This window comes from Sphingopyxis sp. (assembly GCF_965227415.1).
Taxonomy (GTDB): Bacteria; Pseudomonadota; Alphaproteobacteria; order Sphingomonadales; family Sphingomonadaceae; genus Sphingopyxis.
On record NZ_OZ245749.1, the window covers coordinates 3050772 to 3064850 of the forward strand.

11 protein-coding genes are annotated in these 14079 nt (G+C 62.8%); 5 read left to right on the forward strand and 6 right to left on the reverse strand.

From position 1 onward, the window contains the following. Positions 1-88: 88 nt before the first annotated feature. Positions 89-1357 carry a site-specific integrase gene (locus ACO055_RS14945; RefSeq protein WP_282949172.1) on the reverse strand — a complete coding sequence of 423 codons (1269 nt, stop codon included), beginning with the start codon at positions 1355-1357 and terminating at the stop codon, positions 89-91. A 470-nt stretch (positions 1358-1827) separates the two neighbouring features. Between ACO055_RS14945 and ACO055_RS14950 the strand changes: the two genes are divergently transcribed. Next, complete coding sequence (locus ACO055_RS14950) at positions 1828-2025, forward strand: DUF2274 domain-containing protein (protein ID WP_422059628.1); 198 nt, start codon at positions 1828-1830, stop codon at positions 2023-2025. Between the two features lie 265 nt (positions 2026-2290). On the opposite strand, the gene ACO055_RS14955 is transcribed toward ACO055_RS14950, so the two are convergent. The 3 genes from ACO055_RS14955 to ACO055_RS14965 form a co-directional block, all read right to left on the reverse strand. Beyond that, positions 2291-3847 carry a wax ester/triacylglycerol synthase family O-acyltransferase gene (locus tag ACO055_RS14955; RefSeq protein ID WP_422059629.1) on the reverse strand — a complete coding sequence of 519 codons (1557 nt, stop codon included), beginning with the start codon at positions 3845-3847 and terminating at the stop codon, positions 2291-2293. Positions 3848-3861: 14 nt separating this feature from the next. Continuing rightward, positions 3862-5061: a molybdopterin molybdotransferase MoeA gene (locus ACO055_RS14960; RefSeq protein WP_422059630.1), complete on the reverse strand. Its 1200-nt coding sequence runs from the start codon at positions 5059-5061 to the stop codon at positions 3862-3864. Positions 5062-5261: 200 nt separating this feature from the next. Beyond that, positions 5262-6689 (reverse strand): aldehyde dehydrogenase family protein, encoded by a 1428-nt coding sequence (locus ACO055_RS14965; protein WP_422059631.1) that lies wholly within the window; start codon positions 6687-6689, stop codon positions 5262-5264. Positions 6690-6787: 98 nt separating this feature from the next. Here ACO055_RS14965 and ACO055_RS14970 point away from each other — a divergent pair, with 98 nt between their 5' ends. From ACO055_RS14970 to ACO055_RS14985, 4 genes are all read left to right on the forward strand, one after another. Further along, positions 6788-9133, forward strand: a complete 2346-nt coding sequence (locus ACO055_RS14970; protein ID WP_422059632.1) for an enoyl-CoA hydratase-related protein — start codon at positions 6788-6790, stop codon at positions 9131-9133. After that, the gene (locus tag ACO055_RS14975; protein ID WP_422059633.1) at positions 9130-10308 is read left to right on the forward strand and encodes a CaiB/BaiF CoA transferase family protein; all 1179 of its coding nucleotides are present in this window, start codon (positions 9130-9132) and stop codon (positions 10306-10308) included. Before ACO055_RS14970 ends, ACO055_RS14975 begins: the two co-directional genes overlap by 4 nt. Before the next feature lie 9 nt (positions 10309-10317). After that, positions 10318-10938, forward strand: a complete 621-nt coding sequence (locus ACO055_RS14980; protein ID WP_422059634.1) for a TetR family transcriptional regulator — start codon at positions 10318-10320, stop codon at positions 10936-10938. 129 nt (positions 10939-11067) lie between these two features. Then, positions 11068-12153: an acyl-CoA dehydrogenase family protein gene (locus tag ACO055_RS14985; RefSeq protein ID WP_422059635.1), complete on the forward strand. Its 1086-nt coding sequence runs from the start codon at positions 11068-11070 to the stop codon at positions 12151-12153. Here the strand turns inward: ACO055_RS14985 and ACO055_RS14990 are convergent. Next, on the reverse strand, positions 12128-12790 hold the full coding sequence (locus ACO055_RS14990; RefSeq protein WP_422059636.1) for a TetR/AcrR family transcriptional regulator: 663 nt from the start codon (positions 12788-12790) through the stop codon (positions 12128-12130). The genes ACO055_RS14985 and ACO055_RS14990 overlap by 26 nt on opposite strands. A 96-nt stretch (positions 12791-12886) precedes the next feature. Continuing rightward, entirely contained in the window at positions 12887-14071 is a 1185-nt protein-coding gene (locus ACO055_RS14995) for an acyl-CoA dehydrogenase family protein (protein ID WP_422059637.1), read from the reverse strand. Positions 14072-14079: the final 8 nt, after the last annotated feature.

Below are 14079 nucleotides of genomic sequence, written 5' to 3' on the forward strand. Positions count from 1 at the left end.
TCATGATTTGCGCCGAGAAGGACGCCGCCTATCGCCGAAGTCGATCTTCCACTTTCCCCGGTTTCAAACCAGACGTGTCATGATTGACCTAGGCAGCTAGTTGCATCGTCTGCTGTTTCTCGGCGCCGCGTGCCAGCAATCGTTCGATCTCACTGGATGTCCGCTCCACCGCCAGCTTTAGTGCTTCGTCGATATGGACATAGTCTTGCGTCACATTCTGCGAGGCATGGCCCAGCATGGCGCGAATTGTGAGTTCTGAAAATCCGAGGTCGCCGGCAACACTTCCAAACGTGTGACGAAGCGTATGCGGCGTGACACCTTTGATCCCCGCCAGGCCGCATACCCGCTTCAGGCAACCGCTGACCGCGGTAAACGGGCCTTCGCCAATCGCCGATGGAAACAAGTGCGGGTTGCCGGCAATCTCCGCCTGCGCTTCGAGCACACGGATTGCGGCGGGCCCAATCGCACGAATTTGCGCGCCGCCCTTGGTATCGGGAAACATGACATAGCCGCGATCGGAGTGCAGCCAGCTGCGGTGCATCGCTTGGCCTTCCTGACGGCGATAGCCGGTCAGGAGCAATGTGCGCAACACGCCAAGGGCGATCGGGTTTTCCCCGCCAGCTTCGGCATAGGCGATTGCCTTTCCGAGCATCTCGATCTCGGCGGCGCTCAGGCGCCGGGTTCTTTTCTTTCCGGCGAGTTTCTTGGCGCCAAGCGTCGGATGGGTTTCGAGCAGGCCCTTATGCTTGGCATGGCCGAGGATCGCCTGGAGCGTGCCGACGCAGCGACCCGCGACGCCAGGCCCACCGGTTGCCTTTCCGCCACGGCCTCCCGTCCGGGGCTTTGCAGTCTTGCCGTTCTTTACGTCGGTCTGCATCTGCTCGACGATCGCAATTGTCAGATGCTTGACGATGCGGTTGCCGATCAGTGGGCCGATATGCGTGCGGATACGGCTCTCATCCAGATCGAGCGACGATGTTTTGATGGGGACATTCTTGCGGCCGAGAATGTTCCCGGCCCGAGCCTCTTCGAGATACCAGCTGCACATCTCGGAAACCGTCATACCCTTGCGAACTTGGCGGACCTTGTCGGCGGGATCTTCTCCAACAATGACCTCAGCCAGTTTCAGTTTCGCGAGATCGCGAGCCCGGTCGACAGTCAGCACGCCAAATCGTCCGAGGTTCATACGACGCTTGATGCCCTCGGAATTTCGATACTGGACGACAAAGGTCTTGATACCCGACGCCATGATCCGAAGACCGAAGCCCTTCACCTCGGTATCCCACAGAATGACTTGTTTCGCTTTTGGCGGAACGAGGGCGTCTATGGCCCGCTTGGTCAGCTTCACTATTGGCATGCGCACCTCCTGTTGGAGACACAGCCTCGGAAATCGTCCGTGTCTCCAATGTGTCTCCAAATTCGCGGAAAAAGGGGACGACCGCAGGATACATTAGGTCGAATGGGTTTTCAATAAATTGTGCAAAAATAGTGAGATAGCGTAATATCGGAAGGTATCGAAAAGGTAGAACGGCAAGTTGCCAAGGTTGGGGTCGAGGGTTCGAATCCCTTCGCCCGCTCCATCGTCGTTTGTACGACATTCTTTCCAAAACTTTCTGATGGTGCGATCGAGATTCGCCTCAAAAGCGCGCTGTCACCAGCTGATTTGGCAACAAGGTTTTGGTCCGGAATCCGCGCATTGCGGCGAGAATTCCTGAAAGGCCATGTAAATCATAATGATGGGTGCGGCACGTGCCGCGCGAGAAGGGATTGCTGTCTCCATAGAGTCTCCACCCGGACAAGTTTGCAAGACTGTCTGCTTGGCGCCTCATGTCGGTCGTAGCAGCTGACAAGCTGACGATCGAACTGCCGGGGGCGCTCCATCGCGAGCTGATCGACTATGCCGCGGTGCATGCGGAGGCGACTGGACTTGCCGAGCCGGTGCCGCTCGCGAAGATTGCTGTCTCGATGATCGAGCGATTCATAGCCACTGACCGGGGCTTCGCGATCGAACGGCGACGGCGCTGACGTTATGCGTGGCGCCCGGCCGAGCCGAACCCGCCGGCAATTTCGGGCTGACAGGTGCGCGCCGCAATGCCCAGATGATGGCGGCCCCACACCGTGCGATCTCGCGAAGAACAAATCAGGTCAGGATCACCAGCGGTTGTCATCGGCCGATCAGGAGTGCGCCGATCGTCCGACACTCTCGCAAACCTGGTCCGCCAAGGTTATCGGCGTCAGTCAGCGCATTCCTCCGACATATCTTCTCCGCCAGTCGGAGGTCTTGACAAGATCATGCCTTTTTCGGGGCAGGCAGGTCGGCCGCAGCCCGCTGCAGGTCGGCAAAGCTCGTCTCGATGCACGTCATGTAGAATCCGATGTCGCGCAATATCTCGCGGCACGAGGTCACCGAGATGGTGACCTCGAAATCCATTCCGGTAATCGTGTGGAACAGGCCGATGAAATCATTGACCGGTCCGAAGCCGGCATAGGCGAGCACCTTGGCCCCCGTGAAATAATGGCCGCCGGGCGGGTTCGGGGCATTGGTAACGACGGTATTGATAACCGCCGGCGCGTCGACATTGAAGCGTTCAGGAAATCCCATCACGCTGCGCATCATACGAGACCGCAAAGGATAAGGGGTAAGCGATAGCAAGTCGCCCATGAAGTCTCCGCCAAGCGCTTCGGCCTGCGCCTTGCCCTGCTGCGACCCCGCGGCGATTTTGGTCAGCCGCTCGATAGGGTTGTCGATATCCGTCCCGAGCGCGACCCGCATTCCAGACACGAAATTCCCGCCCTCGTTCGGGTCACCGGCTCCGCGCACATTGATCGGGCAAAAAACCTGCAGTGCCTTATCGGGGAGCTCGTCATGATGGAGAAGATATTGCCGCAGCGCTCCGCCGATGACGGTGAGCAAAAGATCGTTCATCTTGGGCTTGCCGAGCGCGAGGCGTAGAGCTTTCACATCCGTCATCTCGAAGCGGACGAAGTCCCACACCCGGTGCGTCGAAACGCGCTGCTGGAAACGCGTCTTGGGTGCTAGCAGTTTGTCTGGCTTTTCAGTCAGCGTTCCCGAGGTCGAATGAATCCCCGACGCTAGCCCCTTGCCGATCGAGGGCAGCGCCTTGACGTTCGAGATCCATTGCTGCGCGCTTTCCTGGATCGATGACAGGGTCCATCCCAACAGGTCGGGGCGCCGCTCGGGGACCCAGCGTTTTTCGGGCGGCAAGGGCTCGAACTCCGGGGTGTCTTGCATGAAGGCCCAGAGCGCGGCCCCACCCGCTTTCCCGTCAAATGTCGCATGGTGCATCTTGAACAGCATTGCAAAAGCGTCGCTGGATACCCCCTCCAGATTCTCAAGGCCCTCGATAACATACATTTCCCAAAGCGGCCGGTGCATGTCCATCGGACGCGAGATCAACCGCGAGGTCAATATCTTGAGCTGCCTGAGGTCGCGCGGTTTGGGGAGCGCGAGGTGGCGAACGTGAAATTCGACGTCGAAATCGGGATCGTCGATCAGCCGCGGTTCGTCGAGGCCGAGCGGATGATAGACCAGCTTGCGGCGCAAATTGGGGGCAAGGTGCAAGCGGGATTCAACATAATCGAGAATGTCGCGATGGCGAACAAAAGAACCGGGCGCCGTTTCGGGATCGAGCAGGAACAGGCCGCCGATGATCAATGGCGCATTGGGCGTTTCCAGATCGAGGAAAACCGCGTCACTTGCCGATATCCGCTGCATTCTGCTTCTCCCAGATCTATCTTTCGTCGATTGGACGCGGGGGGAAACCACTTTGTAAAGCGAAAACGCACCCCATTCAGCGCTCGGGCGAGGCTTTGCACGCGGTCGCAACCCCGGGGACCGCACTATGTCAAGGTGGGCGGCATGGCGAAGAGCGATGCATCTCCTCCGGCCTCGCTCGCGTCGAGCCGAATCCAGCAGTCGGTATCGAGAAGCGATCGAAGCATGTGCGAGCGCTGCTCGCTTGCCAGTAACGGCACGCCGTTTGCGTCCCGGCTCGCGCGAAGGAAAAGCGTCGTGCCGCGCCGCGCCGACGTAGGCGGCGGGACTGCGGCCGAGCGCTCGGGCGGCAAGCCCATCAGTCGGCGGATAGCTGCCAGAACGAAGAAGCGAAACCCCACCAGCGCAGCGACCGGATTGCCAGGCAGCCCGAAGAAGGGCCGGCCGCAGGGCAACAGAGCGAAAAGCAGGGGTTTGCCCGGGCGCATGGCAATCCCGTGGAAAATGACTTGGGCGCCCCGCGCGTCGAGGATGCGGCGGACAAGGTCGTGATCGCCAGCCGAGACGCCGCCGCTGGTTATGATCATGTCGGCGGGCGAGGCGCTCGCGTGTGTCAGCGCCGTTTCGATCGAAGCCACATTGTCCGACACCGCATCATATACGTCACAGGTAAGGCCGAGCGAACGGCACAGTCCGCCGATCATCGGGCCGTTGACATCGAGCCGCGCGGCATCGCCGGCTGTCTCGGCCGGCGCGAGCTCGGAGCCGGTCGGGATAAGGACCAGCTGCGGACGCCGCCGCACGTCCGCGCTCGCTACCCCAAAGGCGAGCAAGGCGCCGATTGCCTCGGGGGAAAGGCGCTGGCCAGCGGACAGGAGCAGCGCACCCTTCTCGCCGTCCTCGCCGCGCGTGCGGACATTGCGCCCGGCGGCAATTGTCTCGGTTATCAGCAAGGCGCCGCCGTCGAGGCGCCCCTCTTCGCGAGGGAGGATCGCATCAGCGCCCTCGGGCACCGCGCTCCCGGTGCTAACCGGCGCTGCGAGGCCACGGCGCAATATCCCGGCCGGCCCTTCGGCGGGGATCGGCGCGGCGAGGCCCAGCAGCACCGGTTTGCTTGGGCGCGCTGCGCGCGTGTCGCGGCTGCCCAGCGCATAGCCATCCATCGCCGAGCAGTCGAAGCGCGGGTTATCGGCCGCTGCTGCGACATCTTCGGCCAGAAAATATCCGACGGCATCGGCGTCGATGCGAATGCGATCACTCGCGAGCGGCGCGACATGCGCGCCGATCAGGGCAAGCGCTGCGTCGACGGCAATCTTCTCAGCCATCTGGGTCCGCACGCGATGGGTGATCAGCCATGCGGCGGCGACCGCCCACCGTCCCGGTCGCTTCGGCTCCGCCGCGAGGTGCCCGGATGCACATAGCAGGAGCCGGCGGCCCCGCGATCGCCGCCCCCGCGATGCGGCCGTTCACGACCGTCGTCGGGACCGCGATCCGCCGCGAACAGTCGGCGCTATCGGCGATGCGATCACGAGGATTTTCTTGCGGGGACATAGATGCTTTGCGGCGCCATATATTCGAGCAGGCCATCGACCCCATTTTCGACGCCGAATCCGCTTTGTTTGCGCCCGGCGAAGGGCGTGTCGGCGCGCAGCGAAAGATTGTGATTTATCCAGACGGTGCCGGTTTCGAGTCGCCGCGCCACGGCCACCGCCGCTTCGATGTCGCTCGACCACACCGCACCGGCCAGTCCATAGTCGCTAGCATTGGCGCGGCCGATCACCTCATCGAGGTCGGTATAGCGCATCATCGGGAGGACCGGGCCGAAGGCTTCCTCCTGGACGACCCGCGCATCCTCGGGCGGATTGTCGACGATCGTCACCGGGATGAAATAGCCGTCGCCTGCCGGCCCCGCAGGTCCCTCGATCAAAGTCAGCCCATCGGCCTTCGCGTCGGCGATGAGCGCGGTCACCCGCTCGAACTGCCGGCGGTTCTGCAGCGGGCCAAGCACCGTTCCCGGTTCGCTGCCGTCGCCGAGCGTGGTACTTTGCGCGAGCGCTGCGAGGCGGTCACGCAGCGCATCATAGATACTGTCGTGGACATAGAGCCGCTTGGTCGCGATGCAGATCTGGGCGCTGTTGAAGAAGGCGCCGAAGAAAATCTTGTGCGCAACTTTCTCGATATCGACATCGGGAAGAATGATTGCGGCGTCGTTGCCGCCGAGCTCGAGCGTCAGCCGCTTCAAGTCCTTCGCGGCGCTTTCCATGACGCGCTTGCCGGTCTCGGTCGAGCCGGTGAAGGAGATTTTGGCAAAACCGGGATGCGCCGTCATCCGCGGGCCAAGATCGTCGCCCCCTGAAACGATGTTGAGAACGCCCGGCGGAAAAGCATCCTTCAGCAGCTCGCCGATCTTGAGCACGCAGAGCGGCGTGAAAGGCGAAGGCTTCAGGACGATGCAATTGCCCGCGAGGAGCGCCGGAGCGATCTTCCACACCGATAGACTGACGGGGAAGTTCCACGGCGAGATCGCGCAGACGACGCCGAGCGGCACATAATGGGTCTCGACGCGCTGCCCGTCGCCCTTGTCGACGATATGCACCGGCGGCGCCATCTCGGCATAAGCGTGCAGCCATGAGACCGCGAGCTGAATTTCGGACAAGGCGCCGGCATAGGGCCGCCCCTGTTCGCGGGTGAACAGGCGCGCGAGATCTTCGGCATGCGTTGCAAGCAGATCACCGGCCCGTCGCAAACTCGCCTGCCGCTCTTCGATCGGCTGTCCGCGCCAGCCGGCGAAAGCGCGGCGGCCCGCTCCGACGGCGCGCTCAAGATCGGCGTCGCCACAGTCTGGCGCCGATGCGAAGCTGCGGCCGGTCGCGGGATTGACGACATCGATCCGCGCCTCGCTGTCTACCAGCGCCCCATCGATGAGCATGCGAAAGCCGGATTCAAAATTCATGATGCTCTCCCGTCAAGGCGATTGACTCGGTTTAAACGAGTATTTAAACCCCGATTAAATGATCATTTAAAATTCGTCAAGGCGGAGAGGAAGGGCCCATGGCCGACATCGATCCACGAACTCCCATATTGGTCGGGGTAGGCCAGATCGCGCGGCATTGGGACGGACTGCCCGCTGATGCCCCGAGCCCGCTCACGCTTCAGGTGGCCGCGGCGCGAACCGCCCTCGCCGACAGCGGCGCCCCGGACGCGCTGCTCGCGATGATCGATGGCGTGGTGGTCGTCCGCGCCAATCACGACTCGGTCGATGGCGTCCGCCATCCCTTCGGTCGCTGCGCCAATCCTCCTGCGACGCTCGCAGCCGAACTCGGTATTGCCTCGGCGTGCTGCATTTATTCGGTGGTCGGCGGGGACCAGCCGCAGGCGCTTGTCGCCGAGGCGGCCGAAGCGATATTTGCCGGCGATGTCGATGCGGTCCTGCTTTCGGGGTCGGAAGCGACCGCGACGATGAAGCAGGCGATCAAGGCCCGGACGACGCTCGACTGGAGTCATGGCGTCGACGCCCCGTTCGAGGATCGCGGCCTCGGCCCGACGCTCCTGTCGGACTATGAAATCGCCAATGGCCTCGGGGCGCCGACGCAAACCTACCCGGTGTTTGAAAACAGCCTGCGCGCGCGCCTCGGTCTCTCTCCCGAAGCCTATGGTGCAATGATGGCGGAACTTTGGGAAGGTTTTTCGGCGGTCGCCGCAGACAACCCCTATGCTCAATTCCCCAAGGCGCGGACCCGCGACTTTCTCGCGACGCCAAGCGATGCCAACTACCGTGTCGCCGAACCCTATCTGAAATGGCATGTCGCGCAGGATGCGGTGAACCAGGGCGCCGCGCTGATCCTGACCTCGGTCGATGCGGCGACGCGCGCGGGCATTGATCCCGCCAAGTGGATCTATCTCCACGGCTATGCCGCATACAAGGATCGCCTCGTCACCGAGCGCCCTGACCTGTCCCGGTCGCTCGCGATGGAAAAGGCGCTGCAAGGCGCTCTCAGCATGGCGGGCAAGTCGGTCGCGCAAATCAACCAGTTCGATCTCTACAGCTGTTTCCCTTGCGCGGTGCTGCTTGCTGCCGAGGCGCTCGGCATCGACTGGCGCAGGACACCTTGCACAGTGACCGGCGGTCTGCCCTTCTTCGGCGGGGCGGGTAATAATTATTCGATGCACGCGATCGCGACGATGGCCGAGCGGCTGCGCGCCGCCCCTGACGAATATGGGCTTGTCCTCGCCAATGGGGGCTTCCTCTCAAAGGAGGCCGTCGGCATCTATTCGGCGACACCGGTCGAAGGCTGGAGGCCGCGCGAGAAGGACGCTGTTCAGGCGGGAATCGACGCCGCGCCCGCGCCCGTGCGGCTGTCGGAATCGACCGAGGCGGTGATCGACAGCTATACGGTGACATGGAAAAAGGGGCGCCCATCGCGCGGCTATGTTATTGCTTCGAACGAAAAGGGCCGGATATTGGCGCGCGTGCGCACCGGCCATCGCGCGACGCTGCACAGCCTCGGCGTCGGTGACCCGATCGGCAAGCGCGTTCGGGTCGTCCATGAGACTGGCATCAATTATATCGAAGCGGCGAATCGCCTTTGCGAGCCCGCGGCTGTCGGCTGGCTTCCGGCGCGGCAGTTCGACCATGTGATTGTCGAACGTGTGGGTCCCGTCCTTGAAGTGACGCTCAACCGCCCCGAGGCGATGAATGCCCTACACAGCGCGGTTCATTTCGAGCTTCACGAGATCTGGGACGAATATGAGCGCGACCCCTCACTCTGGGTTGCGATAATCACGGGCGCCGGCGACCGCGCCTTCTGCAGCGGCAATGATCTCAAAGTTACGGCGCGTGGCGGCGACATGTCGTCGCCGCCGAGCGGGTTTGCGGGCCTCTGCTCCCGCTTCGACAGGAAAAAGCCGATCATCGCCGCGGTCAATGGCGTTGCGATGGGTGGCGGGCTCGAAATCGTTCTTGCCTGCGACCTCGCGGTTGCCAGCGTCGACGCCCGCTTCGCCCTGCCGGAGGTGAAGGTCGGTCTCTATGCAGCGGCTGGCGGCGTCCAGCGCCTCACCCGGCAGATTGGCCGCAAGGCCGCGATGGAACTCATCTTGACCGGCCGCCATTTCGATGCCGCCGAAGCGAAGGCGATCGGGGTCATCAACGAGCTGGTCCCGGCTGGCGATGCCGCGACCGGTGCGCGCGCGCTCGCGGCGAAACTGCTGGAGAATTCGCCTTCGGCGATTCGCGCATCGAAAGAGGCGCTGAACCGGCTCGAGGAACTGGAATCGCTCGAAGAGGCGATGGCGGCGACCGGCAAGATTTTCGGCCGCTTGATGCGAACCAAGGATTTTCGCGAGGGCGTCACAGCCTTTGCCGAGAAGCGCAAACCCGAATGGACCGGATCATGATGGCAATTTCCGATGGCAAGCCGATGCTGCATGGCATCAAGATCGTTGACCTCACGAGCGTCGTTTTTGGCCCCTATTGCACCCATATCCTCGCCGAGTTGGGGGCCGAGGTCATCAAGGTCGAAACGCCGGGAAGCGGCGACAGCTTTCGCTGGTCGGGCAAGGCCGCAGCGACGCCGGGCATGAGCCCAGGCTTCATGGCGATCAATCGCGGCAAGAAATCGGTGGCGCTCGATCTGAAGCAGCCCGAAGACCTCGCCACGATGAAAGGCCTTCTCGCCGAGGCCGATGTGTTTGTGCTGAATGTCCGGGGCAAGGCTGTCGAGCGCCTCGGCCTCGATCATGACGCGGTGCGCGCGATCAATCCCGAAATTATCTACGCACACTGCGTCGGCTTCGGCCAGGACGGGCCTTACGCCGACCTGCAGGCCTATGACGATGTGATCCAGGCGGCGACCGGCACGGCAACGCTTCTGCCGCGTGTCGATGGCGATCCGCGCGCGCGCTATCTGCCCTCATTGATTGCGGACAAGGTCGCTGGCCTGCATGCCGCTTATGCCGTCCTCGCCGCCATCATCCACAAGCTGCGCACCGGCGAGGGACAGAAAATCGAGATCCCGATGTTCGAAGCGTTCGCCAATTTCATGCTGCTCGAACATTTCGGGGGCCTCGCCTTCGATCCGCCCAATGCGCCGGTCGGTTACTCGCGCCAGATCGATCCCGACCGCCAGCCCTTTCCGACAGCCGACGGCTATATCAGCATCGTCGCCTATACCGACGAGGCTTGGCCGCGCGTGTTCGAACTGCTCGGTAATCCGGGCTTCCTCGACGATGAGCGCTTTGCGACGCGAAAGCTGCGCACCGTCAATCTTCCGCTGTTGTACCAGGAGATGGCGCGGCTATCGCCCGCCTTTACCACCGCCGAGCTGGTTCAGAGATGCCACGCCGCGCAGATTCCGGCGCAGCCGGTACGCGATCTGGGCGATATCATGACCGATCCGCATCTCGCCGCGACGGGCTTCTTCGCGCGCCGCGAGCACCCGAGCGAAGGGGCGCATTTTGCCATGGCGCATCCCGTGCGGTTCGAAAAATCGCTTGATTCGTCCCCCCGGTTCGCGCCTTTGCTCGGCGAGCATAATGGGCAGCTTCGCTCGGCGGGCGATGGGGCGGGTTGACAGCATTCGATGTCTGAAACGGTGATCCAGCAGCCAGACACACCCGCGCGCATCCTTCATGCGGCGCGCAGCCTCATGATCGAAAAGGGCGTGCTCGAAGTGTCGCTAGCCGAAATTTCGCAGCGCGCCGGTACCAATGTTGCGCTCGTCAGCTATTATTTCGGGAACCGCGAAGGCCTGATGATTGCCGTTGCCGAGGCGGACGCCAAGCGCGCCGTCGGCGACCTGGGGCGCCTCCTTGCTGCGGATATATCCCCGACTTCGAAGATCGAAGCGCACATCAAGGGCCTGATCGAGGCCTATTTCGAATTTCCCTATCTTCACCGGCTGCTGCAGAAACTCATCCGCGAGGGCTCGCCCTCGGCCTCGGAGAAAGTGGGGCTCGAGCTTGTGAAGCCTGTCGCCGAGGCGCGACGGAAGATCATTGCCGAAGGGGTTGCGCGCGGCGAGTTTCGCGACGTCGATGCAAGTCTGGTCAATTTCCTGATCGACGGCGCCAGCGCGCATATCTTCTCCTCGGTCGAAGCGCGCCGGGTGGTGCTCGGCGAGGGCGACCTGCATCGGCCGCTTATCGATCGCTATGTCCGCACGGTGACGGACTTTGTTATCGCGGGACTGTCGCCGCGCTAACGGTTGCGGACAGGGGCGCTGCGCGGGGTGAAAAGCGCGCTTGAGCGGCAAGCGCGCGCCATAATGGCTTGCCAAGTCATCGAACGTGTTTGATACATTTCCCGCTTAATGTTTCAATTTGGGGGTCGCATGCAGTTTCAGCTCGACGAACATCTCTCAATCCTGCGTGATACGGTGCATGCCTGTTTCCAGGGTCTATCCGCGTCCGCGCCCGATGCGCAATGGCAAGCCGTTGCACGCGAGCTCGACCTTTTCTCGTTGACCGAGACGGCGGGGGGCGAGAACGAAGGCAATAACCTCGAGCTGATGTTGATCTTCGAGGAAGCAGGCGCGGCGCTTTTGCGCCTCCCGCTTCTCGACACGCTGGTGATCGCGCCTTTGCTTGTGGAGCGCGGCGACTTACGAAAAGCGATCGGTGCGGGCGAGGCGCGGATGGGCTTTGCCTGGCAAGAACAATCGGCGCCCGACGTCGCGGCGCCGCTGGCGACGACTATCGTAGAGCGCGGCGGCCGTCTGTTCCTGTCGGGAACCAAGAAGGCAGTCGCGGCGGAGCTTCCCCTCACGCACCTCTTGGTGACCGCCGGCTCCGAGGAGGGGGATAGCGTATCGACGATCGCCCTGCCCGTCGCGGGGCTTGATCTGGGCGAGGATATCTACCAGTCGTTCGATGGTCGGCGGATGATGGACCTGCGCTTCGACAACATCGAAATCGACCGAGCGACGATCCTGCACAGCGGCGCTGACGGTCGCCTGCTGGTCCAGCGTGTTATCGATCATGCGATTGCCGCGAACTGCGCCGAAGCCATCGGTATCCTGCGGCGACTGGTCGATCTCACGGTTGCGCACATCACCGAGCGCAAGCAGTTCGGGAAACCGCTCTCCGAATTCCAGGCGCTCCAGCACCGGCTCGCCGACATGCTGGCGCACCTTGAAATGGCGACGGCGGCGAGCCTTCGCGCCACGCTGAGCCTGAGCGACGACGCGCTGCGCGCCAAGGCGGTGCTCGCGGCGAAGATAACCGTCGGACGCGCCTGCAAATTCGTCGGCGAGAATGCGATCCAACTCCACGGCGGCATGGGAATGAGCGAGGAAACTCCGGTCGGCGGCTATTTCAAGCGCGCCCTGACCCTGGCGGGCCTCTTCGGTTCGCCCGATCAGGCGGTCCGCAAGCTGGCCGAGACGGGCCCGCTTATGCCTGTCGTAGCATACGGCTGAAATCGGCCTCGGCAGGCCCCCGCTTGCCGAAAGCCGGCAGCACGAAGCGCCGGACATAACGGCGCAGGCGCGGCAGCGGCATTTTCGTGTCGAGCGCCAAGCGGCAGATCGTCACTTGCGACACGAGAATCCACTGGACGATATCCTCATCGTCGAGGGTGTCTAGATTGGGTTCCTCCTTGCGCGCAAGCGACAGCGAATCGCGCCACACGCGCAGGGCTATCACGTGCAACGTCCGGCCTGGCGCCGTGAATACAAGCGATCCGCGCACGAGTTCCTGCGTCACCGGATTGCGGAGCGCGACCATAACCGAGGCGAGGAAATAGAGTTCGAGCTTTTCGGCCAGCGTTGTCTCGGGGCTGATGCGCGCGAAGAAGCGGTGACAGAAGCGCTCGAAACGGTGCGCGGTAACCGCCGCGAGCATGCTCGACCGGCTGCTGAACTCGCGGTAGATCGTTGCACGGGTAACGCCCGCCTCCGCTGCGATCGCTTCCATCGTCGCTGCCGGCGCGCCCACTTTGCGGATGCACCGCATCGCGGCATAGAGATATGTTATCCGCCGCTTGTAGGCGCGCCCCGACAGGGGCGTCGCCGTCTGGCCATCCGCGGCGTCCTCGGTCCAGTCGGATTCATCCAATTCACTTACCCCTGCGTTTCTCGCGTTTGCGGTTGCTTAGCAATGATCCTCCCTCGTGGAAATGGCCGGACCAAAAGCCCTTCTTGCTTCGTTCGTTCAGCCCGGCTGCCATTGGCGAAGGAAAGAAGTCGCGACGATCGTCCGCTGAATCTCGTTGGTCCCGGCGTAGATCGAGGCGGCTCGGTCGTTGAGATAGATGCCGCCGGCCTCCACCGCGTCGTCGTGCGAGGCGCGCGCGCTGCGAGTCGGAAGCGCGCCCGAGCCTTCGATGTCCAATGCCAGAAAGCTCATGTCCTGGCGCAATTCGGTCCCGACGATCTTGTTCATCGAAGTCGAGCCCGATGCCAGCGGCGATCCCTCCGCCTGCCCTCCGATCATGCGCAATTCGCACATCTCGAACGCCGACAGGCGCGCGCCGATTTCCGCCATGCGCAGCGCGAGCATCTGTTGATCGGCGGGATGGCGGTCGCCCGCCGTATCCGCGAGCCGCTGCCGCATCCGCCCCAATCGGGCGTGGAGCAAAGGCGACCAGCAGTGCGACCGTTCGTGCTGGAGCAGATATTTCGCGACGGTCCACCCGTCATTCTCTTCGCCGACGAGGCTCGATCTGCTCACCCGGGCGTCGGTGAAGAAGACTTCGTTAAGCTCATGATCGCCCGATATCGAGATGATCGGCCGGACTTCGATCCCGGGACGGTCGAGACTGAAGACGAGGAAGGAGATACCGATCTGCGGTTTGTCGGTTTTCGCGGTGCGAACAAGGCAGAAGATCTGGTTGGAGAAATGGGCGTGGGTCGTCCAGATCTTCGAGCCGTTGATGACATACTCGTCGCCGTCGGCGACAGCGGCGCAGCGCAATGAAGCGAGATCCGAGCCCGATCCCGGCTCTGAATAGCCCTGCGCCCACCAATCGTCGCCCGATGCGATCCGCGGTAGAAACTGCGCTTTCTGTTCGGGCGTGCCGAAAGCCATCAGCACCGGCGCGACCATATGGGTCGCGTTGGGGGTGATTGCGGGCGCCCCCGCGCTCGCACATTCATAGTCGAAGATATAATGCTGGATCGGCGACCAGTCGCAGCCGCCATGTTCGACGGGCCAGTGCGGAACGCTCCAGCCGCGCCGCGCGAGGATGCGGTGCCACGCATTGGCCTCGGGATAGTCATTGTAGATGCCGGTACAACGGCTGCCGGCCTTGGCCAGATCCGCCGGCAGCTCGGCCGTTAGAAAGGCCTGGACCTCGGCGCGAAATGCGCGGTCTTCCGCAGATAGAGTCAGGTCCATCGGTTCGA